Below are 26,030 nucleotides of genomic sequence, written 5' to 3'. Positions count from 1 at the left end.
AATGGGGAGTCAACGTAGCTTCTTAACGCATTCTGATCTGTCATCCTTCATATGTATGAAGTGATCAGTACCAAGGAAGCGTTAATCAGAAGTATACCATATGTCTTTCGTAAAAAGGAAGAGGCTAAATTTCATTATAGCTCTCTCTTGTCTCGCATGATCTTGTGCAGCAAGAATATTTAGCTATTCTCTTGAACAAAAGTGCTCATTATTTGTAGTGGATGCTAAATATCATTCCATTTGTTTATTAAAATCATATACATATATCACATGATGTAATAGTAATGTAAAGATTTTGTAAAAATATTTATTTCATAAGATTTTATAGTACAGGACCACTAGACAAGCAACTACATCTTCGTGCATACTAAGGTCATAGTTTGTAAAGGTTGTTATAACAAATGATAAACATTGTTTTAACATCGCTTCATCTGGTCGCTATTATCAAACATTTCTTAGGGGTAGGAAGGAAGAGGAGATCATGCTTGGAGCCCATGAACAACGCAGTGAGGTTGCTAGACTATTGGCACAGATCAGCGCAGAGTATGAAGCAGCCCAACGTGGCCTGACTGGCTTATCCTATGGAACATCGCAACATGATTTTATTACAGCCAGGATGGAGAAAATGGGTCAGCTTCATAACCAGCTGCAATCGCTGGTTGGAGATGTCGCGATAGCGATGATTGCAGGTGAACTACCACTGAACTGAAGACACAGCGGCTTCTTCGGAGGCTAACGTGTCCTGGGTTGAGTGCTTCTTCGGAAGCTTGAGTTCACCAGACTGGTTTCCCGAAATGGAAACACCATTCGATTGGTCATGACACCTGCGGTTAGGGAGGCTTGAGGAAAGGGCCGGTGCTCTCAGCACAACAAGCCTTTTGAACACTGTCGAGGTGAAGTCGAATTCTCTGTGTGGTTACAGCGCGGAGATACGCACCATCCGGCGCTTGCCGGAGTTTTTTGAGTCCATGGGGATGCTGGTTTCTTTTGAGGGACCTGCACTCCCGGCGATTCATCCACGAAGCCGATGACTTCGCGGTTTTCTCGCCTTTCCAGAACAAGAATAGAGGCACCATCATCTGGTGCCTCTATTCTTGTTCTGGAAAGGCTACTGTCCTCTTGACCTTAGCTATCAAGGTGATTTAACCGAGCATTGTCGATATGCATATCACTATAATAACGAGGACGCGATACATCCCAATGCCCAATCACTACATACTCTGTCTCCTCGCTCATAAAGTCTTCCTGATCCATAACATTGCATGTTCCAGACTGGAAACAGTGGAGCCAGGCATTCATGTCTTCGCGAGAAAGATAGGGCGCACCCTCACAGACAAACCACTCCGCTATTCCTTGCAAGTAAAAACGGAAGTTTGGCACAAGAGGGAAGCGGCGCTCTATACGGTACGTCTTCTCCTCCACATCTTTAAAACCAGCTGCACGCAGATAACCAGCTAACTTTGAACCCACCCAACTATCTTCATAAGCATAGCCTTGCTGAATACGATCCCATTCCCAGCGCTCACGGGCCTGAAAGACGCGAGCCTGCAATCCAGCATCAATACCATGAAAATGCATTTCTCCAAAATCAATATCTTTAATAGCTATACGCCCACCCTGTTTTAAATAGGGGGCCATACTAGCAAACGTTGCAACTGGATCAGGGAGATACTGGCTTACATTAGCACTAAAAATCAGATCCGCTTCTCCATAGTCAATTGGCAGACGTTCAAGCGCAGCTCGCTTATATTGAACATAGTGGCTATACCAGGTGTCAGAACTACGCCTTTGTGCAGTTACCAGCGCTTCCGTGGAGATATCAATACCTAAAATATTTCCATTAGCACCAATCGCCTGTGCCAATAAAGGCGTCCACAAACCAGGTCCACACCCCGCATCCACCACAAAGCTTCCTTGCTTCAACTGCAAATCTCGAATCATTTGCCCGCGTTCCTGAGCTTTACTCTGATGATGTTTTACAAGCCATTCTATTGCATTGAGTGGTAAACCACATTCATTCACATGTACCACATTATTTACTGCCATATTTCCGCCTTATCCTTCCAGCCATCCTTTATTAAAGAGAACTTTGTGTGCTCTTTATATTAGTAATTAATATACATGCGAAAAAATTAAAAAGCAATAGATGTTTTACATTGTGGGACTATAGTTTAAACATTGTAATCAGCATCTTCATACTTGATTAGTTTCTAAAACCAGATTTTCTTAATAAATGGTTGTGTAACATACGTACCAGTTTCTTGTACATAACTGGTATAAGCTGAAGCAGGACAACCTTAGTGACATAGTGATAAAAAAGGCTGTGAGCCTTCTTCAACTAGAAAATAATTATCAGATACCATATTTACAAAGCAAATCAAAAAACACACTCCCTGTTAACAATTGCCCCGTAGATATGTAACCTTCTGGGGATATTCTGTGTTATAATAGCGATACTGTGTCTTGTAGATGTTGCATAATCTTCAATAGATGTTAAGGAAGTGCAAAATGAGCGAAGGATTTGCTGCAGATACACAATCTCAATCAAAAAGAAAACGCCCGGCTGGTACCTCATCGATACGGACAAAACGTGTACGCACTTCTTCCACAATCTCAAAAATATCTCCCTATCCCACACCTTCTATGGAGAATGAAGATTGTCGCACACTAGCACGACAAGAAGAGGGCCTACAAGGAGAAGAAGGGCAATCGAGCAGAAAGAACAGGCGTGATGCCACTCCCTTTAGTAATACGCTCAATACTATTTTGCATCGCGATCGAGCAGAATTAAAACGCGTTGCTCGCGCCTTAGAAGTGACAGAGAACACTATCTACCGTTGGATGAATGGGAGCTCCGATCATCCGCGCCAGATCCATCTTAAACGCTTACCAGAGGTACTTCAGGATCATAGCCAACAGCTCATCCTGGCTATTCAACAAACCTTTGGCAATGTGGTTGAGGAATCTCAACCACAACCAGGCGAAGTTCACCGTGAGCTCTATCAAGAGATTCTTAAACTTTTTATAGCCAATGATGATCAGCATAATCGTTTCTGGCAGATCGCTCAGACGCTCTGTGGACAGGCTCTGGATCTCCTTGATCCCGAACAGAAAGGGCTGGCCATCACCTATGCGCGGCTCTCACCTCCGCATGAAGATGGCATTCATTCTTTACGTGAGGTCGTCACCTATGGTCGCCATCCCTGGCAAGATAAGCAAGAGAGTAAGGCATATCTTGGTAGTACTAGTCTGGCTGGAACAGCCGCTTCCTTGCAACGTTTACAAACCTGGAATAGTATAGAGAGTAATCAACGAGTTCTGGTAGAAGTCGATACCTATGAGAAGAGTGCATGTGCTGTTCCACTCTGCCGAGGGAATACGATTGCGGGAGTGTTCATTGTTTCAAGTACTCAACCAGACTTCTTTCATCAACCACTGATTTGTAATACAGTGGCTGAACTCGCAATCTTGCTCAATGTAGCCTTGAGCAGCAGCGATTTCTATGCTTTCTCACTGTTGAATCTCAGACCGATGCCAGGATTACATTGGCAAAGGAGGCAACTTGCTCAATCCTACAATGAGCGTATCGTTGCATATGCAAGTAAATATGCAACTTCGCGCCGGCAGGCTGAGCTCTGTGTGCAAAAAGAGATTGAGCTATCATTTGAGCAAGAGGCATCTCGGATGAGCTAACCAATCTGGATAACGATACACCTGTTTGAGCTTTGCTCACCAGATCAGCGCTAGATATCGTTAAGAACAATAGTAACAAAACGTTCTCATTTATTCATACCTGGATAGAGTTGAAGATTATGCATACGCCCGATTCATCATCAGAGGAAGAGCAGTCTCAAACACAGGCTATTAACGCCCATCCTGAACTGCCAACCAGCGCAAATCCAACCGACGATACGGATCTGCCTGCACAACCTGCTTCCACATCTGCCCTCACCTCTTCAGAAGAAGTGGGTGAAGCTGATCAACAAGAGGAGCCAATCAATTCCACGGCAATTCTCCAGGGATTGGTCTACCCACCACCACCTGATTTTTATCTTCAAACACAACAGGTGACTCAAGAGACACCTGTTGACCACCCATCAAGACCACCTCAAGCAGAACTTCCACCGGCACCATATAGACCCAATCCGTCTGATCCACAGCCAGGACTGCGGCAGACCCAACCGATCAATCCACGCCCACAGCAGTCCATAGCGACAAAAAAAATGCCCCGAGGCTGGATCCCCATCATCATCCTGGCATTTGTCATTGGCCTCTGTGCCAGTGGCAGTCTCTGTGGCTGGGCACTGAATGCAGCAGTAGGCAATCCAATTGGCCTGGCACTAAATGTTGTAACAGATGGACTTCCAACTGTTACAAACTACTATGATGCGCTACAAAATAAAAACTATGCTCAAGCCTATTCATGGCTAGCAAAACCTGCACTTACACAAGACCAGTTTATAGAGCAGGAGAAAGCTCAGGATGATCAGTTTGGTCCCGTTTACCGTTATACCATCGGCCAGCCCACGCCGGTTACACCAGATACAGCAGATGGCTCTACTCCAGTAATCAAAGAATTCCGTTTAAAGGTTGATGTCTCGCGCGGACATAAAAACTATTCTGAAACTGTAACGATCAGTAAAATAAGTGGTCAATGGAAAATCATTTCTATAAGTGAGGGCTAAGAGTCTTTATCCAATGAAAAAAGAGAGGAACGGTCCAATTGGTGACCGTTCCTCTCTTTTCATTAATTGAGCATCCCTGCCAAAGGTTGCGCCAGAAGCTCAAAATAGACGTATAGACAATGTAATGATGTCCAGCACTAAAGATGAAAACGGAGAGAAAGATAATTAATTGACAGCAGAACCAGTAGCAGCCATGGGAATCTCACGCCCAACACAGGCTCGCAGATCCTCACGGTAGAAACGCCAGGTGCTTCCTACTTTATGACCAGTCAGTTGGCCGGACCACATCAAGCGATACAGGGTCGAACGGCTGACACGCAGATAGCTCATTGCTTCTTTAAAAGTTAGCAGGACATCCTCCTGAAGCATCTGTACGACCATAGAAATTCTCTCCTTAAAAACTAGTAGAAATAAGTACAATTGACACTAACAATGTAGTGATAAAGACAATTAGAAAATGAAAATGATTGTCTCATTGCATGTTATAGTAACCAATGTTGATGCGCTTTCGTGTTAAGGAATAGTTGCGATCTGGTTAATTTTAATGATAGGCTACTTCGATATTCACTACCAACTTGAGCAGAGAGCAAAAAAGAATCGCTTTTTTCCATAGAGAGTAGTCTGGACCCATCTCGATCCATACTAGTTCATCTTGCATATACACTCTAGCGTCTCCATAAATGGTCTCTCTGCGATTCATTAAAGGCTGCTGGAATCTTTACCAACCAGTAGATAATAACACGTTAAGATCCTCTTCGTCACAGGAAACAGGAAAGATAGCCATTCCGGTGATTTTTTGCAAATAATGTACTTTCTCCTGATCCATAGGATCTGCCATTGCGACGGTCAGGCGCTGCTGATCTCTCCCTACGGGCGCACACCGCAGTTTACAGGCAATTCGATGAGGAATCAGGCTCATCAGACGGCGTGGGCACTGTTTAGGCAACTGCATAAAAGGAACACGCTTGATCGCTCTATGCTCAGAATAGGCTGAAGATGGTTCGTGGAGAGGGCAACAGAAAGTGCAAGATTCGTCTATTGGTGCCCAGGACGCGCTACTGATGGCTGGCTGAAGCGTCAGCTGCTTCTTAGCGGCAGCTTCAACATGCCGAAAAAGGTCCTCTATCCGCAAAGGCGCTGCATAGGTCTGAATCCCCAATTCGATAGTTGTTTCCTTACTCAACGGGGGCAGCATTGTCTGAGCCTGTAATAGATTAACACTACTATAGACACGTTCGAGAATAGCATGAGCTCCTCTATACGTCACCTCTGGAAAGAGAAGAATAGCACCAGCCGAACCATACACAGCCATCTGGTCATTCCTTCGCAGAACATGATTGACCCTGGCTATCACCTGCTGAAAATGTTTCTCTGAAGCATGCTGGAAAGGTGGGGGGAAAGTGGCTGCAATTGCCGATACCTCTCGCTGTATCATATGTATCACAAGCAAGGTCAGGGCATGGGTCACCGACCCTATCTGCTCTATCTCTTGTAACAAGCAGGGAACAAGTTCAGGCGCGATAGGAATAGATCTCTCATCAAGCTCTTCCATTATATCAGTACGCGGATATGGAAGTGCTACACACTCACAACGCTCCCCTCCCCCTTTTTTAGACACGAACAGCGCGCGCTCCACATTTCTCTTCCGATCGATCATGCGCTTGTCTCTCCTTGAAACCACTCTCTGGCTTATCGGCTGGCTGGCTCATCGCCACTCTCTGGACCCCTACAGAGGCTACACATACGTATTTATAATAGTACTCATAAGTATAGGCGAACAGGGCAGAGGCTGGACCTGATACTTTGTGATGATCTGGTTGAGATGCACAATTATTGGTAAAGATTTTTAGGGGTGGTCCACAATACATGAGGTTAATTTTGCAAACGCTACTATAAATAAGATTATTGCTCTTTTCATAAGCATAACCGCAAAAAGATGCTTCTTAACCAGAACGTGTCCAAGCTATCGCTGCCAGGGATAGTTTGAGCACGCTCTGCCAGTTTTGATCGACAGAATTGCCTTAGAGGTCGTTGGAAAAGGGAGCCGTGAAGGTATAGCCTACTCCAGGAACAGTCATGATATACTGGGGACTGTTGGGATCTGGCTCGACCTTCTGCCGTAGATGGCGAATATGCGTTTTTACCAGTCCTGAATCGCCTGCTTCATCATAGCCCCAGACGCGTTCAATGATCATATCTGTTGTCAGCACCTGGCCCGTATGGGTGATCAAGAGATGAAGCAAACGGCTCTCTGTTGGCGTGAGACGTACTTTGATACCATCTCGTACGACTTCATGGCGCATCGCATCAAGTGTGACTGGTCCAACCGTTACCGCTGAAGTACCACTTGCTCCTCGAACGTTTGAGGAACGCCTCATGACAGCTTTGATCCGGGCAAGCAATTGCCGTGGACTAAATGGCTTGCGTAGATAGTCATCCGCTCCCATCTCTAAACCACGCACCTCATCATCCTCGCGATCCCGTGCCGTCAGGATCATAACCATGGAGTTGGTCTCCATTCTCATCTGTCGGCAGACCTCAAAACCATCCAGTTTTGGCATCTGAATATCTAGAATTACCAGATCTGGCAATGTTTCACGCCAACGCTTAATCGCCTGCTCACCATCGAATGCCCGTATTACATCGTAGCCATGTCCCTTAAGCCAATAGCTCAACAGGTCTACCATGTCGCGGTCGTCATCCGCCACCATGATTTTCACTTATGGTCCTCCTACCTGGCCTACATTACAATACAAGGATGTACCGATATGCAAAAAATAATTGCTTGTTCTCTCTAGTAAACGGCAGGGCATTGGAGCAGTAACACCATGGCATAAAATGGGCTATAACAAGGCAATACGCTCCGCTCTGAATCTTCCTTCTATGATCTTTTCGCTCCTTAGCCTTTTGTTCAATGGTGATCTTTGCTCTTTCAGGCTGCTTGACAGTTTTCAGATTACCGGGCATACTGCGCTGTACAGAAAGGTAGCTATTCTGACAATCATTATCCTCAAGCAGATAGACAGGAGAGGGTGATTATGGAACGAGAGCAGTTGCTCATGCTGGCACGAGAGGCCGCTAAAGGGGCTCACTGTCCCTATTCTCATTTTCATGTTGGGGCTGCGCTCCTGGCCGGTGGACAGGTCTTTACGGGCGTTAATATTGAGATTTCTACGTATGGCCTTACGCTCTGTGCAGAACGATCTGCGATGGCTGCGGCTCTTTCTGCTCAAGCAGGGCCAATTACGCAGATCGCTGTGGCATGCATCGATGCTCCTCTCGATGCTCCTCTCGAACAACGTACTCCTTGTGGTGCCTGCCGTCAGTGGCTCATTGATCTCGCTCCAGATGCAGATGTCTTTCTCGATGGCTGCGAACGGACGTTTACTGTCCGCGAACTTCTCCCCTACGCTTTTACACTTACGCAATAAACTATTTTCATAGAATTACCCTTGACTTCTGTGGTGTACTTGTGTACGCTATAAGTCCAAGAAAGATTAATACTGTAGCGTCTCACCCCTAGTGCTATTCTTTGTCACTATATAGAGGTGCTTGCATGCTGGTCTTACGCTGGCATACCCATCACGGTCAGCCAGGGAGTCCGGTGGGTCTTTCCACCGGCCATACTGCTCATTCTTTCCTCATTCATCGCTCTGTTCGTGCTCGTACTCCTTTAGCATCCTCCCAGATAGAGAGTTATCTCATTATGCAGATCTATCCATAACGAGAAAGGGGAATGCTATGCTTTCACGCTTTACTCTTGGTATTGAAGAAGAATTTCAGATGGTCGATAAGCAGACTGGTCAACTTGCGTCTCAAGTCCATACGATTATTGAGCAGGGGCTCCCTTTCTTTGGTGAGCAGATTAAGCCTGAGATGCTTCAATCTATGGTTGAGATTATTACGAATGTCTGCCCAAATATAACTGCACTCCGGCTCGATCTTCAGCAAAAAACACAGAAATTAGCACAATTAGTGGATGCTCAGGGCCTGGCTCTGATTAGCGCCGGAACACACCCACTCGCTCACTGGCGCGATCAGAAACGTTCGCGTCATATTCGCTATGAGGAGTTGGATGAGGAGTTTCAGGATGTTGGACGCTCGATTCTTATCTGCGGCTTACATGTCCATGTCGGTATCGATCGCCATGAACTGGCCGTTCCACTTATGAATCAACTCCGTACCTGGCTCCCACATCTTCTGGCTCTCTCCAGCAATTCTCCCTTTTGGATTGGACATCATACTGGCATTAAATCCTATCGAGCAGTTGTCTGGAAGCGCTTTCCACGCTCGGGCATTCCTAATCCTTTCTCCTCTACACTTGAATATGATCGCTATGTGCAGAATCTGGTACAGACTGGCTGTATCGATAATGCTAAGAAGATCTGGTGGGATATTCGGCCTCATCCCTTCTACAATACCATTGAGTTTCGTGTCTGCGATATGCCCGCTACTATTGAAGATGCTATCGCGATTGCTGCTCTCTGCCAGGCTCTCGTGGCCAAATTAACCTGGTTATATGAGAAAAACATAACGACCTACGTTCTCTCCGATCATTACATCGAAGAAAATAAATGGAGAGCCGCTCGCTATGGCCTGGATGCAGAGGTGGTCGATTTTATCCAGGGCCGCCGCTTAAGTATGCGTGATGCGATCCATGAGGTGCTAGATTTTGTGGAGGATGTTGTAGATGAGCTCAATATTCGACGCGAGATGAGTTATCTTCGTGCGCTGCTCGTGAGTTCACAGGGGACTGGTGCAGATCGGCAATTGGCAATTTATCAGGAGACGCAAGATCTCTCGGCAGTGATTACCTATCTTACACATCGTACGATGGAGGGGCTTCTCTTCGAGCAAGCCAGCTAAACAGCTCTGTGCCAGCTTCTTTTAGCCATCCCCATTCTTTTCACATGAAAAGAATGGGGATTCCTGTTATTTATGAGCGGTGCGAGCAGCCATTTTTCCATTGTTACCCACTATGTGATATATTTAACCTGTCATGCCTAATGCATAAAAGGAGTGTTTGATGGACATCGAGTTATCGCGTTTAGCCTATGACTATCTGCAAAATTTTCCAGTAGATGATGAGGTACGCGAAGAGGCTTTACAACAAACTGTTGAATATTGTGTTGATCGTTTTCCAACTCTTCCACGCGATGAGATCACTATGATGGTGGTTCGAGCATGGAATTGGCATGTGGATCGCCATAATGCACAGAAAGATGTCGATTTAAGCCGCCGCGCTCTGCTCCGCAAACTTCTCAGTCACCTGACTCAACGCGAACGGCAGGTCATTGAGCTTCGTTATGGTCTGGTCAGCAATCAGATTCAAACGCTGGAAGAGATCAGTAAGGTCTTGAATGTTTCCCGTGAGTATGTACGTATGATTGAAGAACGCGCTCTGCGCAAACTGAAACCGTTCCTTGATGAATAAGCTGAATAATTGATCGAAAACGAGCATTGAGCTCGCAAAAAAAAGCTACATACGCTATTCGTCCATTTGACGCCAGCATCAATCCTGATGCTCAGGAAACTATTGAGTTCAGGATTGGAAGCCCCAGGGCGTCTTCTTTCTGTTCTACAGGCGCTTAAGGCTCCTGATGATCTCTCACTGATGCCATAATCTGACTGTCATGTCATGCTATACTAACATACACCCACTGCTATCGGGTAACTGCAGGTGAGGAAACTATAGAAATTGCGAGGTTGTATGCGTAAAGAGGACCATTCACTTAGACGTTTTGATCTGTCGGGCGTGATTCCTGGTAGTATCTTACAGAGCTGTGTGCTCTACGCTGCCTGCCCTTATATGCTCTATCAAATACTCAGTAGCCGCATCTCACCTCTAGTGGCCTTACTTCTGGCCGCTCTCTTTCCTCTCGCTGGTCTGGGAGCGGCTCTGGCTCGCCGCCGCCTGTTGGATCTCATTGCCCTTGCATCGCTGCTGACGATCCTCTTCACCTTTGCTGGCTTCTGGTTGGATCGTATGCCACAGGCTCTCTTGCTTCAGTTGCTGCTTCCCGTTGGTCTGGTAAGCCTGCTTATCCTGGTCTCACAGTCACTGTCAAAACCTTTCTTCTTCTACGTTGATCGCTACTTTGTCACAAGGCATCAGTTATCTGAGCTAGAGAGCTATCGCGAACAATGGGAGACTTTGCCCACTTATCGGGCTATGATCTATCGTCTGAACCTTGTCTGGGGAATCGCACTTTTGATTGCGACCCTGCTTCTACCAGGACTGTATTTTTTTATTGGCTCCGAGCAGACGGCCCCTCTACTCCCCTATGGACTTTATGCCCTCGTTCTCTTGCTTACAGTCTGGACAATACATAAGAAAAGCCCAGCTCCAGATGAAGAACCCCTATAAGGATTATTTAACGACTTGAATAAATCCTGTAATCATTTTTAAGCTACCATTCTCCATACCTACGGTATACGTTCCTCGATAGGTGGTTACGACTGTTCCATTATCTTTCTGCTCAGTAGCTTGAATGGTAACATTGACGATATATTGCCCGTTGGCCTGCGGCGTTACATTGCCAAAAGAGATATCGTCATGCTGGGTCTGGGCATATCCCTGAGCAAAGGTCGCATAGGGATTTTTGCTCTGATAATCTGCTCCCCACAATTGATAGGCGCTCTTGTAATCTGAATGGTTCACATCATCGTAAAAGGCTTGAATGACGTCGATGGCCTGCTGAGATGGATCAGCAGTTGGCGATGGCGATGGTGTCGCGGTGGCCATCTCATGACCATGATTGGCATTGGTCTGCTGCGTCTGCACGATCTGGCGAATTGTTGGCCACCCGGTCCAGACACCTATCCCGATCACGAGAAGAAGTATCAAGCAGCCAATAAACCAGAAAGACCCCTGCTTGCGCCCTTCTCGCTGAACGTGCGGGATGAGAGGTGAAGGGATCTGGCCTGGCTGCGTGCTCTCCAACTGAGGATGGAGAGGAGATGCAGAGGTTGCTTCATGGTTAGCTGGACTGCTACTGAGAACGGAAACCTCTGTCTGAAAAGGGGTATAGAGCGATCCATTTAACTCTCTTGATGGGGGCACGTTTCGTGGTGGATTTTGCGAAGGTGGATTCAACGAAAGGAGAACGGCTGTCCGGAAGGCCTGAGCAAAATCTTTTACTGAGCTGTAGCGATCTTCTGGACGTTTTGCAAGCGCTTTCTGTACAACGGCATTCATTGGTTGAGTGATAAGTGCGTTCACTGATAGCAGCGAAGGGGGGAAGGCATCTACTTGCTGCGCAGCTACGACCAGAGGCGTCTGGCCCTGAAATGGAACCTTACCACTGAGCATCTGGTACAGAACAATGCCTAGCTCATAGATGTCTGCTCGCGCATCGATGCGACCTCCACGCACCATCTCAGGGGCCATATATTCAACCGATCCAAGCAGGTGCTCTGGTCCCGTTAATGTGGGCTCACCTGGTTGACCAGGATCATGCACAATCCGTGCAATGCCAAAATCAACCAGCACCAGTCGACCATCGGAGTGAAAGAGCATATTGGCTGGCTTGATGTCGCGATGCACAATCTTATGCTCATGGGCATATTGCAGACCAGCAGCGGCTTGCTCAAGGTAGCTGAGCGCCTCCTGGGGAGAGAGCGAACCTTTCCTGGCTAACAGATCCTTTAAGCTCCCCCCTGAAAGATAAGGCATGACTAAGTAGGCTGATCCGTCCTGCTCACCATATTCATAGACTGGAAGAATATTGATCTGATCCAACTGAGCAACCACGTTGGCTTCGCGACGAAAACGGGTGAGAAATTCTGCGTATTGCTCCGAATGTATGCTCACCGGTGGACGCAAAACTTTGACCGCGACATCACGAACTGGCAAGGATTGACGGGCCAGAAAGACCATGCCCATACCTCCAGAACCAATAAGTTGCTTAAGAATACAGGTCCCCAATTGGGTTCCAATGAGACTCTGCCCCTTCTTATCCATACAGATACTCATTTCTGCGTATATCAGTACATTTTTTTATCAGGAACTACCAAAGGAAACGTTCTTTGAAACCATTTCTTGAGCCTTGATGACACTTTTTTTGCCCTGTCGTATCCCTCTTACACGAAAAGAAAACTTGACTCCATGTCTCGACCATTCTACAATACAGAGGATTGTAAAAACAACCAACGACTCTACGTGTGTCTATAGATAGAGGAGAAAAGCACCAATGTTTATTGCGATGAATAAAGTTGCCGTCCCTGCTGAACAGCATGAGCGGGTAATTGCAGGTTTTGAGCATGCAGCTCCCCACATGAAGATGTTCAAGGGCTTCCTTGGCCTTGAGCTCTGGACCGATGAGAAGCAGGTGATCTGGGCAATCTCACGCTGGGAGTCCCAGGAAGATCTGAAAGAATACACCAATCATCCAATGTTTAAGCAGCACCACGCCGGTACAGATAGCAGCAATCAGAGCGGTGAGAATCTCGTCACCTATTTCTCTGGCAAAGTCATCAGTTAGACGCTTCTCTTTCCAACCCGGAACAAACAGCGCCAGATCTCTTCTTGTAAGCAAGATGTAAAAAGAGATCTGGCGCTGTTTGTTCCGACTTTTCTTTGTTATACTGATTGAGAGAATGAAGGCAGGTCATGCAGGAGACCCATCTTCGGACTGACCTGCTGAAAACAGTACAAGAAGCTGAGCATGGAAGCGTTCTCACTGTTCATATGATACTTTTCTGCACTATACAACATGTCAAAAAGCCAGAAAGCATCTAAGGAGACTATTTATGTCTACACGACAACCTCATCGACGTTTAGCCACTATTCTCGTCTTCAATCAGCACCATGAATTATTAATGCAGCATCGTGATGATAAAGCGCCAGTCGCTCCTAATAAGTGGTGTATCCCAGGAGGCAGTCTGGAAGGAGATGAATCACCTGAGGAAGGAGCACGCCGCGAACTATGGGAGGAGTCAGGATTGGAGTTTGCTCATCCTATTACCCTGGTCTGGCAAGGACTGCTCCCTTCGGAATCAACTCCTGGACGGCACAGCGAATGGCATGTCTACAGTACAACAACGGTGGCACAACAGGAAGATGTCATCCTGGGCGAAGGACAGGCCATGATCTTTCTGCCATTAGAGAAGGTCCATTCCCTGGACCTGACAGAAAGCACCAGATTCATGCTCAAATTCTGGCAAGAACAACAGACACAAAAGTAACTGTCTCCTTGAGACAATTCACTGAGGAAAGACTGAGATGATCTATCGTCTCCACTCCCTCTCAGCCTTCCTTCAGTGAATTACTACTAATGCACATTAGTTGAAATCTATCCACGCCTCGTGTTCTTCCATTGCATCTGGGCTTGCTGAAGACCGAGCAGTTGTTGTTCCAGGGATATAATCTCCTGTTGCAGGCGCTGCTTCTGCTGCTGAGGGCCTAAGAGGCGAATATCCTCAATCCATTTATAGCCACGACGCAACAACCCATGTGGTACAAACGCCGATGTCTGATAATATTGTGAACGCGTCGTAGACATGCCCGTGTTAATCTGTTTAAGATCCAGTTTTAGCTGTTTGATCTGGAGACGGAGTTGGGCAATCTGATCTTTATAAGGATCGGCAATTTCATTGCGCTGACGCGTCCCTCGGGTCGCTTTATAGTCATAAGGCGTTACAGCTCCTGGTACTTGCAGTTGTGCACCACAACTTTCGCAGAACTGAGCACCATCTCGAATCGGTTGTCCACAAGTTGCACAATACATAAATCAGGGCTCCTCCTTTAGTAACAGTATGCATGTGGTAATACGAATTATATCAAACAGTGGATGCAACCCACTATCTGTTGCTGAAACTGACATCACTCTCTCTATACCATTAAACGTAGCAGAGAGCCTGATTGCAAAATTTCTGTCGTTCAGGCACTGCCACTAGCACAGCCTCAAGAAACAACTCCACATAATAAGGGGGAAGAAGTTCACCCGGCACTGTTGTTTTTGTTACACAAATCACTTATTTTCATAATTTAGCATATTCCTATCACTTGAAAATGTTAATACAAATTTAATGATGAAAAACTGATTTATCCTGCTTGAGCATGTTATAATCTCAGAGGGACAGGGGAAGGCGCAATTGCCACTTTTCACTACTTGTTCGAACCATCGTCTCCATTGCGCTATACCTCCCTCCCAATTATCTCTTTGGATAGAACGGTGTTGTAAGGAGAGGCAAGAGGTGAGATTCTGGTGCACCAGAGGAACGGAATGTTCAATTCATCCTCATAGCTTCTCTTATTCAGTTGCTCATCTGGATTCCATAGTTCACCTTGCTAATCGCTTCCTTTCAATCGCTCAATCGCATTGAAAATGCTTTGGGATCAAGCATTCGTGGCGATGACACAGGGTCCGGTACTATCAGAACGAACAACCGGTCACTACTACAGCTCACTTCTGCTTTTTGGAAGCTGAAGAATAGTGAGATGACCACACCGCCTGTAGATAGCTGGACACATCGAGCAATCAGTACGCTCGATGGAGTCCAGCAGCTAACCCCTCCCTCTCACTAGTATCTTCTCCCTTCTCTCTCCTATAAAACGAGACTCCTATGACCAATGGCTAAAAGCTCTTGACACCAGGGTGACTTCGTGGTAAATTCATGACTACAAAGTCAAACATAATTCGAGTGGTCATAAAATAATAGTTTTGGTCACACAGTAACTTCGTGGTCAGAACCATCTTTTGAAGAATACCAGTCAAATTCGAATAGAGGCGTTTTTGTGCCCAACAGGGCAGGAAAATGACGACTATAGAGCTCCTAAAAAATGTTGCCACCCGTTGCTGACTTTCTATCTGTTCTCTATCTGTTATTGTGAAGGAGTTTTTCTATTATGCAAATTCCTGCACCTGCTACACGGCAAAGGGAAGGAGTTTCGTACAAGTGGATTGTCGCCATTGTGGTCGTCTTTGGACTGTTTATGACAGTGCTCGATGGCACAATTGTCAATGTGGCAATTCCCCGCTTGCAAAACGCCTTTGGTGCCGATCTTAATAGTGTCCAATGGGTGCTCACTGGCTACACGCTGGCACAGGGGGTGGCAACTCCGCTAACGGCCTTTCTTGCAAATCGCTTTGGCAATAAACGCTTTTACCTGCTGGCTCTGGCTGGCTTTACCCTGGGATCAGCGCTCTGTGGTCTGGCATGGAACCTCCAGATCTTAATTATCTTTCGTATTCTGCAGGGTCTTACAGGTGCTTTCCTCTCTCCTCTTTCAATTACCATGCTCTATCAAGAGTTTCCTCCTGAGGAACGGGGAACGGCAATGGGCTTTCTGGGTATCCCTATTCTGCTGGCTCCTGCCTTCGGTCCTACGCTTGGTGGCTATATTGTGACCTTTGCGAGCTGGCCTTTGATCTTCTTTATTAATGTTCCCATTGGCATTGCCGGGGTGTTGATGGGCTTCTTCTTTCTACGCAATAACCATGATGAGGCTCGCGTCAATTTCGATCTACCTGGCTTTCTGCTCTCATCAAGTGGCCTTGCGCTCTTACTGTATGGGCTCTCCAGCGCCAGTAGCGATGGCTGGGGCTCGAGTACGGTGATGGGCTGCATGATCAGTGGAATAATTTTACTGGCGATCTTTATTGCTGTGGAGCTGATGATTGCAAAACAGGGCAAACAGCCACTGCTGGATCTGCGCGTCTTTGCAACCCGTTCTTTTACGACCAGTAATATTGCAAGTGTCCTGGTGACGTTTGCGATGTATGGTGGTCTGTTTCTGGTCCCCGTCTATCTGCAAAATCTCCGTGGCTTGAGTGCCTATCAGTCTGGCTTACTTCTTTTGCCTCAGGCTTTTGCTTCGATGGTGGCTGTTCTGATTGGCGGTCGCCTGGTGGATAAACTGGGGGTAAGGGCGGTGGTCATTCCTGGTTTAGCGCTACTTGGCCTTACGCTCTGGCTGCTGACCTCTGTCAATCTTTCGACACCTTATAACTATTTCCAGATCCTGCTGGTGATTCGCGGCTTTGCCATCGGTCTCTGTATGCAGCCTCTCACTGTCTCGTCTCTGGGTGATATCAAACCTCGGATGCTCTCTCAGGCATCTTCGGTGAATACAACGCTACGCTTTGTGATGAGCTCGCTGGCGGTCTCGATCATTGCTACGCTGGTACAGAGTCAGACAAAACAACACTATGGACATCTGGCTGAGCAGGTGACGCCAGCTTCTAGCTTTGGACATCTGGCTATGGGTATGCAGCAGCTCCTGATCTCTCGTGGCCTCTCGCCTGTGGCAGCTACGGCTGGAGCAATGAAGATGATTGCTGGAAAGCTACAGGTTCAATCATATATGCTGGCCATCCAGGATGCTTTCTGGCTGAGCGTGATCCTGACGGTAGTTGCCATTCTTGCAGCGTTCTTTGTCGGCTCTGGCAAAAAATCATCGAAAGAGCCTATGAGCGCTCATGAACAGGAAGAGGCGGCAAAGGCTCGTGAGGAAGCTTTATTAGGGGGGTAAGCACTCCACATTTTCTTATTCTATTTCTGCATCCGTTTTCATTTTTTCTAAGGGAGATACGTGCTATGCGTCGCATGATTCTTATTACAGTCCTGGTTGTGGTGGCTTTTCTCGCTATTCTTGGGGGAGCTGGCTACTGGTTCTATAACTCTTATTCTTTCTATACAACCGATGATGCCAAAATCGATGGTCAGATCGTCAGTGTTACCAGTCCTCAGAATGGGCAACTGAAAACGCTGGCCGTCAAATTAGGCGATACAGTGACTGCTGGTCAGGTGATTGGAACGATTGTGGGTGCCACTCCAGCTCCAGTCGAAGTTACCAGTCCTATTGCAGGAACGATCGTTCAGGTCTCTGGTATCGTTGGTACCAGTGTGAGTCCCGCTGCCTCCATTGTTCAGATTGCTAATCTGGATAATATTCATGTCATGGCCTATATTGATGAGAATAAGATTAATGACATTAAGACTGGCCAGGATGTCGATATCCACGTGGATGCTTATAGTGGGACAACCTATAGCGGTCATGTACAGCAGATCGTTCAAGTTACGGCTGGCTCGTTTGCTCTGCTTCCTTCTTCTGATAATGCTAGCGGCAACTTTACAAAAGTCGGGCAGCGTATTCCAGTCGTGATTACGCTGGATGGCGGACGCGGCGGCAATGCGGTTATGCCTGGCATGAGCGCCGAAGTGACCATTCACCTCCACTAAGTCAGATTATGCTGGACTCTAGAGATCTCTTTGCCCGCAAGAGATCTTGATCCCGGATGAGCATTTTCATTGTGAAAGTACCATCTCAACTGAAGAGGGGGCAGGGTCTATTGATACTCCTTCTCTTCAGGGGGTCCGCTGAAAGGAAAAGAGCTATGCTGTTATCAGGTGGATTGATTGTAGTGGGGATTCTCGCTCTGCTAGGAGCCTTTTTCGTCCTGCGCACTGGCAAAAAATCACAGACTTCTCCTTCTGCACAGGTAGAGAATCTCTCTACTCAGACGCTCATCACTCAACAACCGGCACGTCCTCCAGAAGAGGTCCCTCAACTGGAGTTTGCTCGACCTCTCCATGAGGACGTCCCTCAACTGGAGTTCGCTGGCGCTGACCATGCTTCGGCTGTGACTGAAGCAACTCATCAGGATCAAGAGCAGGAGACGTTCTTAGAGCAGATTCCTCAGACTTCTCCCGTTATCTCTGATGATTATGCCAATCATCAGAACCTGACGTACGTTGCTGATGAACAGGTGCATGAGCTTGTTGAACAGCTCTATCATCTGAAGCAACAGGCCAATGAGATTGAAGGGCGACTACAACGCGTTTCTCATCTTATTGAACTGATTGAGGCGAGCGATATGACGCAGGCTCTGCCTGTTGTTCTCCGCACTCCTCATCCCTCCAATGAAATTGGCGCAATACACTAAGTCTATCTCGCGCATATCTGCACAATGGTCAGATCAAGAGAGTTTCTCAAGTGAATCTCTCTTGATCTGACCATTCTCTATCTCTACAAAAAGAACCTGCATTCTCGATATCCTTCTTCTTTCTATATCATTCTGTATCTTCCTGCCATGCGGACTCCTAAAGACCGAAATAGTCCCGAGCCTATTTAGTACTATTTGCATCTTGAATGAAGAATTTGCTTGACTTTCATGTGACCTTCTGGTAATCTAATGACTATAAAGTCATTAATCAACTGGGCAAGTCAAAAGACAGCAGAAAAGTCATACGTCAACTGTTTAGTCACTTGCTTTTGGGGAGGGAATCCATGCATGAGACGAGTGCTCCTCGCTCGCTCAAAGAGAAACAGCGCTTAGAGCGAGAAGGCTTAATCCTACAGACGGCAGAGGAAGTCCTGCTGGAAAAGGGCTACCATGAGATGTCAATGGATGAGATTGCTGCACGTGTGGGCATTGCCAAAGGAACGCTCTATCTGCATTTTGCCAAAAAAGAAGATCTGGTGCTGGCCCTCTTAGAGAGGGAACTGGCCACGATCCTCCGTCTGCTTGAACAGGCTCAACGCACCGATTCCGCCAACCATTCTGCCACTCAACGCCTTGAATCGGTCTTGGAGACAATTCATCGCGGCCTGCTTATCAAACGGGGACGGTTGCTCTATCTGATCTTTAATACCGTTGATCTCCGCCCCGTCATGCGCGAGAAACAGGGCGCTCTGATGCATAATCTGGAGCAGTTATTACAAAGCTTACTTGAAGAAGGAAAAGCCACGGGTGAGTTCGATCCGTCTCTCCCAACGGCTTTAATGCAAAGCATGTTCTTTGGGACGCTCTTTGCCGTGAAGAACTACCGTCGCCTCATTGAGCAGGGAGAATCTGAGCCCGAACAGCTCATAGATTGTGTTAAACGTATGTATTTTCGCAGCATTCTAGCTCCTTCCACAGGAGTTCATAAGACAGAGGAATCATAACCACCAATACATCTTCCTTTCTTTCATATATGAATACTATAGAACATCTCATGGTAGAGAGAATAACGCTGCTCTCTTCTGGGGAGTCTGGATTGTCGCCTGTACCATGGGGTTTTACTGGCTATGCCTTCAACGTTTCTGGTTCTGCATTTATAAAAGGAGTTGCATTCTATGCAAATATCCGCACCTGCCGAACGGTCTGGAGGAGGATTCGCTTATAAGTGGGTTGTCGCTACGGTCGTTATCTTTGGAATCTTTATGAGTATTCTGGATAGTACGATTGTGAATGTGGCTATTCCTCGCTTACAAAGCGCCTTTGGATCGGACCTCAATAGTGTGCAATGGGTTCTGACAGCCTATACGCTGGCACAAGGGGTGGCGACGCCATTAACTGCCTTCTTATCCAATCGGCTTGGCATTAAACGTTTTTATCTTCTTTCGCTTATCTGCTTTACGGCAGGATCGGCTCTCTGTGGTCTGGCCTGGAGCCTGCCCTCGCTGATCGTCTTCCGCATTATGCAGGGTGCTTCGGGAGCTTTTCTAACGCCTGTGGCCATTACTCTGCTTTACCGCGAGTTTCCTCCTGAGGAACGTGGTACGGCGATGGGCTTTCTGGGTATCCCTATTCTGCTGGCTCCAGCCTTTGGGCCTACGCTCGGTGGCTATATTGTGACCTATGCGAGCTGGCAGCTCATCTTCTACATCAATCTTCCTATTGGAATCATTGGTGTGCTTATGGGGTTCTTCTTCCTGAAGCAGAGCCTGGATGAGCATCGTGTGAGCTTTGACCTGCCAGGGTTCTTGCTCTCTGCATTTGGCCTGGGTACTCTTCTCTATGGCTTGTCTGATGCCAGTACCGATGGCTGGAGCTCTGTTAAGGTGCTTGGCTTCTTGCTCATTGGTTTCCTGCTCTTAATCGCATTTGTATGGGTCGAACTGGATCTGATCCGCAGAGAGAAACAACCTCTTCTGGATCTACGGGTCTTCTCAAATTTTCTTTTCTCTATTAGTAATGCGGCCAGCGTGCTGGTCACGTTTGCTCTCTATGGTGGTCTCTTCCTTGTTCCTGTCTATCTCCAGAGCCTTCGTGGCTTAAGTGCTTACCAATCGGGTTTGACGCTTCTACCACAGGCCTTTGCGTCGATGGCTGCGGTTCTGATTGGTGGTCGACTGGTAGATAAACTGGGGGTACGTGCGGTGGTAGTTCCTGGTCTGGTGATTCTGGGAATTGCTCTCTGGTTGCTCTCGTCGCTCAATCTGTATATCCCTTATACTAATTTCCAATTTATTCTGATTCTTCGCGGCTTTGGTATTGGCCTTTGTATGCAGCCGTTGATGGTCTCATCACTGGCTGAGATCAGTCCTCGCCGTTTAAGTGAGGCGTCGGCTGTTAATACAACGCTGCGCTTTGTGATGAGCTCGTTGGCTGTGGCCGTGATTGCCACGCTGGTTCAATCGCAAACGAAATTGCACTATGCGCATCTGGCCGAGCGTGTAACGGCTAGCTCACCAATGGGGCATCTTGTCAGTATCATTCAGGCCGGGCTGATGGGTAAGGGCTATCCAGTTAATTCTGCCTATGCTATCGCTCTAAAGCAGGTAGGGGGGCTCTTACAGCGTCAATCCTATATGCTGGCAATGCAGGATGCCTTCTGGGTTAGCACGATCCTGACGGTAGTTGCGATTGTGGCTTCTCTGTTCGTCACAAGCCGCAAAAAGAAAGTGGATGAGACTCAGATGACTGCCGAAGAGCGCGAGGAGCTGCAAAAGGCTCGTGAAGAAGCGATGATCGGCGGCTAACATTTTTCTTACCTGTTTCATGGTTTTGCTTGTTATAAATGGACATTTTCACCAGACCTGGTGCATTTTTTCTCGCCGTGTTGGGGTTTATATTCTCACACGCTATCGCCGGGTTTACTTATACATTAGCTCTTATTCATGAAAGGAGCGCATCATGCGCCGTTTAATTCTTATTCCTACGCTTGTCGTAGTGGCTTTATTCGCAATTGCTGCGGGTGTCTTCTATTGGATCTATAATAGTTATACATTCTATAGCACCGATGATGCTCAGGTTACAGGTCAGATTCTTTCGGTGAGCAGTCCACAGGCTGGAACGTTGTCTGCTGTTGATGTGAAGTTGGGCGATACTGTAACCGCTGGTCAGGCTATTGCTTCTATCAGCACCGTTGCAGCGAATGGCGAGAAGACCACGCTGACTATTACGTCTCCAATCGCTGGAACCATTATTCAAGAAAATGGTATCCAGGGTCAGAGCGTTACTCCAGGTCTGGCACTGGCTCAAGTGACTGATCTCAACAATCTGTATGTCACGGCCTACGTTGATGAGAACCAGATTGCGAATGTGAAACAGAATCAGGATGTCGATGTGAATGTCGATGCTTTCAGCGGCACAACCTATAAAGGTCACATCAAGCAGATCGTTCAGGCTACGGCTGGCTCATTCTCTCTGCTCCCTTCTTCAGATATGACCAGCGGTAACTATACGAAGGTTGGTCAGCGCGTGCCTGTGATCATTAGTGTTGATGGCTTCGGCGGCAATGATATTGTCCCTGGCATGAGCACGAAGGTCACTATCCATCTGCACTAAGTTGTCTATGAGCCACGCACGATTGATGGCGTGACCAGTTCCGCTGAGGAAGCTCTCTCATCAGGTGAGGGCTTCCTCATGATTGTACGACATGATTGTACGAAAGGAATGTGCAATGCTGATTACTGGAGGTTTGCTTGTCGTGGCTTTGCTGGCGATAGTAGGGGTGTTCTTGCTGGCCCGCGATGGCTCAGATGCTCCTCAGCCTCAATCACCCTCTATCGCACAGACAATTGAGGAGGTGAGTGAGGTCCCTACTTCGCTTGAAACGCTCCAACAGGCTCTTTTACCATCTGCGGAAGAGTCCGACAGCTCACTTGCAGAGCTTACGCATGTACAGAAGGTGCAAGAGCAGATCACGGCTCTTACTATGGAGATGCAGTCTCTCCAGATGCAGTCCCGTCAACTCGAGGAGAGCCTGAATCGTATTGAGGTCACGCTCAAACAGCTCCGTTCCCAGGAGGCTTTTGATCTCTCTCTTCCGCAATTCTCTCCACATAGCTAGCGGAAAAAGTCGTCCGTACCTAAAAAGGGAAGAGAGGGCCCACATTCACAGTTGTGCTTCATGATGTGGCCCTCTCTCTTTCAAAGGTGACAGATTTTCACCATGCCTTTGACCAGTCAGGACACCGAATTAGCCAGATTGAGCGCATGGTGCAAAAAGGCATTATGCCGCGCTTTAATCTCTTCTAGCCAGCCGAGCTGCTCTTGATACCAGCAGATGGTCTGGCGAATTCCTTCGCTAAATGTTACCGTTGGTTGCCAGTTAAGGGTCTGTTGCAATTTACTGGCATTGACGGCATGACGCCGTACATGCCCCGAACGATCAGGTACATAGCGCAAGAGTGACAGGGGCTTCTGTGTCAGCTCCAGAATGGTGCAGGCATTCTGGACCGTTGTTCTCTCTTCTGTTGCCCCAATATTGAAGATCGCTCCATTAACGTCTTCATGCTGCAAAATACACAGTAAAGCTGCGATATGATCCTGCACATAGATCCAATCACGTGAGTGCTGACCATCTCCATAAATTGGGAGCGGTCGATCTTCAAGCGCGTTGAGGATAAAGAGAGGGAGCTGTTTTTCTGGGTATTGGTAGGGGCCATAGTTGTTGCTACAGCGTGTAATCGTGACCGGGAGACCATAGGTGGCCCAATATGAGTACGCCAGATTATCAGCTCCGGCCTTACTGGCTGCATAGGGCGAGAGGGGCAAAAAAGGATCGCTCTCTACCGAAGGACGGCTTACTCCGGCGGGTGAAAGCGCATTCCCATAGACCTCATCGGTTGAGATCTGGAGAAAACGCTGTACTTTCTGCTTCCGCGCGGCCTCCAATAACGTGTATGTTCCATAAATATTGGTGGTCAAAAAATCCTGTGCATCCAATAACGAACGATCCACATGCGTCTCTGCAGCAAAATGCACAACAGCATCACAGCCTGCCATTGCGTCAGCTACTATCTGCGGATCGCAAATATCACCCTGGATAAAGGTAAGTCTGGACGAGACTGGGGCCAGATTAGCCAGGTTCCCTGCATAGGTCAATTTATCCAGGACGACTATATCATGATGAGGGGAGTCCATCATGATCGTTCGTACAAATGCACTGCCAATAAAACCCGCTCCACCCGTCACCAGGATACGCATAAGCACCAGCTCCTTATAGCATCTCTCTTAAATGATCTCTACAAGAGAATATGATCTATGGTATCACAAAAGTTTCTCAAGCCAGGCAAGATTCTCTTTCTTTACCACTTTCTGCCTATCGTATTGGAATACGTTGATAACCCACGTTACAGGGAACGACTATTCACCGAACGCTGTATTGTGTGGCAGGCATGAACGGGCCAGTTCTCATGAAGAACTGAGCCCGTCTGTGTTAGAATGCATGTTCTGCCCATTCGGAAGCGAGGATGGCATAGAGCTGGCTATCGCGCCAGGTCCCATCTTCATGAGGAGCGTTCTCTTTTAAGAGTCCCTCCAGCCGCAATCCTACCTTCTCTAGTACACGCCTGGCAGCCTGGTTCTCTGGCGCACACTGCGCGTAAATGCGATGCAGATAAAGGGTCTGAAAACTAAAGGCGATTAAGGCTTGAACAGCCTCAGTCATATATCCTTGCTTCCAATAGAAACGGCTAAGCCGATACCAGAGCTCAGCCTCTCCCAGGTCAGGATTGACGATGCTGAGGCCAACGACTCCGATCATCTGATCATCTTCTTTACGAATTAAGGCCAGCGCATAGACTGGCCGTGGATCGGATGCCTGCCATATAAGCGCATGGTGTAAGAAGGCGCGAGTGTCATTTTCGCTCGCTACTCCCCCTCCACAGTAACGCCTTAGCTCAGGGTCTGCATCAAAAGCATGGATTGCAGTAAAATCGTTGTCAGTAAAATCGCGCAATAATAGCTTTGCTGTATGAATATACATTTACTTTGCCCTACCATTTAGAATACATACCAGAGGCTTGATTCCATTTTACCTGATTTTTTAGCTCTGAGCAAATTTCATTCTATTTGGGGGATGATTGAAAGTTTACAGATGGTAAAGAAAAAGAATCATCGATAACGTCTGAGATAATACAACAGAGAAGACCTTTCTTCTAGAAAAGTTGCCTGGCCCTTCTCAGAGCACTGACGGCAAGACATGGCTATTCTCAAAGAGGATTGAGACTATCAGCAACAAAGCAGTTCGCTGAGCTCACCCGACTCTCTACCAGGGACTGGATGTCAAAAAGGCCAACGATGATCGCCGGGTGAGCTATTAATCAATGTTTAGCCCGTAGGATCAGGAGACGCTCCAGATGGGACCTTCAGACCAGGCTTGGCCCTGTTCCTGTGTAATCTGACGATAGCGATGATAATCGGCCAGGAGTTGTAACGATGATTTATCCATCCGTCGCTGGAGTTCTTCTTCCTTCAGCCACAATGGCTGGCCCTCTACACTCTTGCGGAGTCTCCCTCCAACTATACGCGCATGGTACACAAAACTGATTGTACTCATATTAAAAAGACTTGTATTCGCCCGTGAGTAACAGCCAATAAGATGATCAGCCTGCAACTGAAGGCCAGTCTCCTCAAGGCCCTCACGCATCGCTGCTTCTCGTGGGTGTTCGCGCCAATTCATAAATCCACCTGGAAAGACTATGCGCCCTCTGGGCAAAAGTATGACGAGATACTGCTCATCTTGCTCAACAATGACTGCTGCGGTCCCAAAGGGTGGCAGACGTCCACCGAGCAGCAGGTTGATACAATTAAAAAAAAGACTGACACAGTACTTTAAAAGATCATAAAGCATATACTCTCCCTCTCTTCAACCATATCCTCACTACCAACAGCTTCTGATACGAGCTTTCTACCAATTATACGCTTGAACATCCATCCGCATAGACCTCCCTCAGAATTTGTTCGCTCTTATCTCCTTCTCAAGGGCTATCTCTATCGCGTATGGGACTGTTCAATCATGACCCTCTATCTCAGGTAAGGTAAAAGTCCTATTGTTGATTTAATGGGTCAATTTAGTCAAGAAAAACCTTGACAGCACTCATAGCTATCAGTTATGCTCTCTATAAGAGAAAAAGGTGCGTGCATTAGTAAAGAATTTTCTTCTTTTCTTCTTTTCTAACAAACGCAAGAGGGAACCACCTGCACGCATCTTTTCGACATATCTCACTATTTCTTGCATCCATAAATGGATCTTCAATAAAGAAGATAGATAACAAAAAATCAAATAAAACAGATATTTGCTCGCGGGCTATGAGCTCAAAGAAGAGCTATCTGGTCCATTCGCAAAGCTTGCTTATTAATGATGGGAACCCATTAATAAGCAAGCTTTTTTTTGGCAAACTTT

Annotated in this window: 26 protein-coding genes; 17 read left to right on the top strand and 9 right to left on the bottom strand. The window is 47.1% G+C overall.

Features of this window, described 5'->3' with window-relative positions:
* The first annotated feature begins 481 nt into the window (after positions 1–481).
* On the top strand, positions 482–709 hold the full coding sequence (locus tag EL628_RS05295; RefSeq protein ID WP_245993993.1) for a hypothetical protein: 228 nt from the start codon (positions 482–484) through the stop codon (positions 707–709).
* 416 nt (positions 710–1,125) lie between these two features.
* On the opposite strand, the gene EL628_RS05290 is transcribed toward EL628_RS05295, so the two are convergent.
* Positions 1,126–2,046, bottom strand: a complete 921-nt coding sequence (locus EL628_RS05290; RefSeq protein ID WP_126578901.1) for a methyltransferase domain-containing protein — start codon at positions 2,044–2,046, stop codon at positions 1,126–1,128.
* A 462-nt stretch (positions 2,047–2,508) separates the two neighbouring features.
* Here EL628_RS05290 and EL628_RS05285 point away from each other — a divergent pair, with 462 nt between their 5' ends.
* Together EL628_RS05285 and EL628_RS05280 are read left to right on the top strand one after the other, a co-directional pair.
* Positions 2,509–3,693, top strand: coding sequence for a hypothetical protein (locus EL628_RS05285; protein WP_126578899.1), 1,185 nt, complete (start codon positions 2,509–2,511; stop codon positions 3,691–3,693).
* Between the two features lie 119 nt (positions 3,694–3,812).
* Positions 3,813–4,685: a hypothetical protein gene (locus EL628_RS05280; RefSeq protein ID WP_126578897.1), complete on the top strand. Its 873-nt coding sequence runs from the start codon at positions 3,813–3,815 to the stop codon at positions 4,683–4,685.
* A gap of 165 nt (positions 4,686–4,850) precedes the next feature.
* On the opposite strand, the gene EL628_RS05275 is transcribed toward EL628_RS05280, so the two are convergent.
* The 3 genes from EL628_RS05275 to EL628_RS05265 all read right to left on the bottom strand — a co-directional run bounded on the left by EL628_RS05275 (position 4,851) and on the right by EL628_RS05265 (position 7,396).
* The gene (locus EL628_RS05275) at positions 4,851–5,066 is read right to left on the bottom strand and encodes a helix-turn-helix domain-containing protein (RefSeq protein ID WP_218028871.1); all 216 of its coding nucleotides are present in this window, start codon (positions 5,064–5,066) and stop codon (positions 4,851–4,853) included.
* Between the two features lie 337 nt (positions 5,067–5,403).
* Positions 5,404–6,342, bottom strand: coding sequence for a GspE/PulE/PilB domain-containing protein (locus EL628_RS05270; protein ID WP_126578895.1), 939 nt, complete (start codon positions 6,340–6,342; stop codon positions 5,404–5,406).
* 364 nt (positions 6,343–6,706) lie between these two features.
* Complete coding sequence (locus EL628_RS05265; RefSeq protein WP_245994207.1) at positions 6,707–7,396, bottom strand: response regulator transcription factor; 690 nt, start codon at positions 7,394–7,396, stop codon at positions 6,707–6,709.
* 321 nt (positions 7,397–7,717) lie between these two features.
* On the opposite strand from EL628_RS05265, the gene EL628_RS05260 reads away from it, so the two are divergent.
* From EL628_RS05260 to EL628_RS05245, 5 genes are all read left to right on the top strand, one after another.
* Positions 7,718–8,116, top strand: a complete 399-nt coding sequence (locus EL628_RS05260) for a cytidine deaminase (RefSeq protein ID WP_126578891.1) — start codon at positions 7,718–7,720, stop codon at positions 8,114–8,116.
* Positions 8,117–8,241: 125 nt separating this feature from the next.
* Positions 8,242–8,409 (top strand): hypothetical protein, encoded by a 168-nt coding sequence (locus EL628_RS29720; RefSeq protein ID WP_161975287.1) that lies wholly within the window; start codon positions 8,242–8,244, stop codon positions 8,407–8,409.
* Positions 8,410–8,426: 17 nt separating this feature from the next.
* Complete coding sequence (locus EL628_RS05255; protein WP_126578889.1) at positions 8,427–9,551, top strand: carboxylate-amine ligase; 1,125 nt, start codon at positions 8,427–8,429, stop codon at positions 9,549–9,551.
* 160 nt (positions 9,552–9,711) lie between these two features.
* A complete protein-coding gene (locus EL628_RS05250; RefSeq protein ID WP_126578887.1) occupies positions 9,712–10,119 on the top strand; it encodes a sigma factor-like helix-turn-helix DNA-binding protein in 408 nt (135 codons plus the stop codon).
* 276 nt (positions 10,120–10,395) lie between these two features.
* The gene (locus EL628_RS05245; RefSeq protein WP_126578885.1) at positions 10,396–11,052 is read left to right on the top strand and encodes a VC0807 family protein; all 657 of its coding nucleotides are present in this window, start codon (positions 10,396–10,398) and stop codon (positions 11,050–11,052) included.
* A gap of 3 nt (positions 11,053–11,055) precedes the next feature.
* Here the strand turns inward: EL628_RS05245 and EL628_RS05240 are convergent, their stop codons facing one another.
* Positions 11,056–12,648, bottom strand: a complete 1,593-nt coding sequence (locus EL628_RS05240) for a serine/threonine-protein kinase (RefSeq protein ID WP_161975286.1) — start codon at positions 12,646–12,648, stop codon at positions 11,056–11,058.
* 229 nt (positions 12,649–12,877) lie between these two features.
* On the opposite strand from EL628_RS05240, the gene EL628_RS05235 reads away from it, so the two are divergent.
* Both EL628_RS05235 and EL628_RS05230 read left to right on the top strand, forming a co-directional pair.
* Positions 12,878–13,168 (top strand): antibiotic biosynthesis monooxygenase family protein, encoded by a 291-nt coding sequence (locus EL628_RS05235; protein WP_126578881.1) that lies wholly within the window; start codon positions 12,878–12,880, stop codon positions 13,166–13,168.
* A 268-nt stretch (positions 13,169–13,436) separates the two neighbouring features.
* Positions 13,437–13,871 (top strand): NUDIX domain-containing protein, encoded by a 435-nt coding sequence (locus EL628_RS05230; protein WP_126578879.1) that lies wholly within the window; start codon positions 13,437–13,439, stop codon positions 13,869–13,871.
* A gap of 107 nt (positions 13,872–13,978) precedes the next feature.
* Here EL628_RS05230 and EL628_RS05225 read toward each other — a convergent pair whose 3' ends face one another.
* The gene (locus tag EL628_RS05225) at positions 13,979–14,413 is read right to left on the bottom strand and encodes a zinc ribbon domain-containing protein (protein ID WP_126578877.1); all 435 of its coding nucleotides are present in this window, start codon (positions 14,411–14,413) and stop codon (positions 13,979–13,981) included.
* 1,121 nt (positions 14,414–15,534) lie between these two features.
* On the opposite strand from EL628_RS05225, the gene EL628_RS05220 reads away from it, so the two are divergent.
* The 7 genes from EL628_RS05220 to EL628_RS05190 all read left to right on the top strand — a co-directional run bounded on the left by EL628_RS05220 (position 15,535) and on the right by EL628_RS05190 (position 22,691).
* On the top strand, positions 15,535–17,160 hold the full coding sequence (locus tag EL628_RS05220) for a DHA2 family efflux MFS transporter permease subunit (protein ID WP_126578875.1): 1,626 nt from the start codon (positions 15,535–15,537) through the stop codon (positions 17,158–17,160).
* Between the two features lie 65 nt (positions 17,161–17,225).
* Entirely contained in the window at positions 17,226–17,870 is a 645-nt protein-coding gene (locus EL628_RS05215) for an HlyD family secretion protein (RefSeq protein WP_126578873.1), read from the top strand.
* A gap of 155 nt (positions 17,871–18,025) precedes the next feature.
* Positions 18,026–18,574, top strand: a complete 549-nt coding sequence (locus EL628_RS05210) for a hypothetical protein (protein WP_126578871.1) — start codon at positions 18,026–18,028, stop codon at positions 18,572–18,574.
* 344 nt (positions 18,575–18,918) lie between these two features.
* Positions 18,919–19,578, top strand: a complete 660-nt coding sequence (locus tag EL628_RS05205) for a TetR/AcrR family transcriptional regulator (protein ID WP_126578869.1) — start codon at positions 18,919–18,921, stop codon at positions 19,576–19,578.
* Between the two features lie 171 nt (positions 19,579–19,749).
* The gene (locus tag EL628_RS05200; RefSeq protein ID WP_126578867.1) at positions 19,750–21,378 is read left to right on the top strand and encodes a DHA2 family efflux MFS transporter permease subunit; all 1,629 of its coding nucleotides are present in this window, start codon (positions 19,750–19,752) and stop codon (positions 21,376–21,378) included.
* 154 nt (positions 21,379–21,532) lie between these two features.
* Complete coding sequence (locus EL628_RS05195) at positions 21,533–22,186, top strand: HlyD family secretion protein (RefSeq protein WP_126578865.1); 654 nt, start codon at positions 21,533–21,535, stop codon at positions 22,184–22,186.
* 115 nt (positions 22,187–22,301) lie between these two features.
* Positions 22,302–22,691: a hypothetical protein gene (locus EL628_RS05190; protein ID WP_126578863.1), complete on the top strand. Its 390-nt coding sequence runs from the start codon at positions 22,302–22,304 to the stop codon at positions 22,689–22,691.
* Positions 22,692–22,807: 116 nt separating this feature from the next.
* Here the strand turns inward: EL628_RS05190 and rfbB are convergent, their stop codons facing one another.
* The 3 genes from rfbB to EL628_RS05175 all read right to left on the bottom strand — a co-directional run bounded on the left by rfbB (position 22,808) and on the right by EL628_RS05175 (position 25,478).
* The gene (gene rfbB, locus EL628_RS05185; protein WP_126578861.1) at positions 22,808–23,830 is read right to left on the bottom strand and encodes a dTDP-glucose 4,6-dehydratase; all 1,023 of its coding nucleotides are present in this window, start codon (positions 23,828–23,830) and stop codon (positions 22,808–22,810) included.
* Between the two features lie 232 nt (positions 23,831–24,062).
* Positions 24,063–24,611, bottom strand: coding sequence for a GNAT family N-acetyltransferase (locus EL628_RS05180; protein ID WP_126578859.1), 549 nt, complete (start codon positions 24,609–24,611; stop codon positions 24,063–24,065).
* A gap of 357 nt (positions 24,612–24,968) precedes the next feature.
* The gene (locus EL628_RS05175; protein WP_126578857.1) at positions 24,969–25,478 is read right to left on the bottom strand and encodes an NUDIX hydrolase; all 510 of its coding nucleotides are present in this window, start codon (positions 25,476–25,478) and stop codon (positions 24,969–24,971) included.
* Between the last annotated feature and the right edge of the window lie 552 nt (positions 25,479–26,030).

Source organism: Tengunoibacter tsumagoiensis (assembly GCF_003967535.1).
Taxonomy (GTDB): Bacteria; Chloroflexota; Ktedonobacteria; order Ktedonobacterales; family Ktedonobacteraceae; genus Tengunoibacter; species Tengunoibacter tsumagoiensis.
This window is presented reverse-complemented; position numbering and strand designations above follow the sequence as displayed.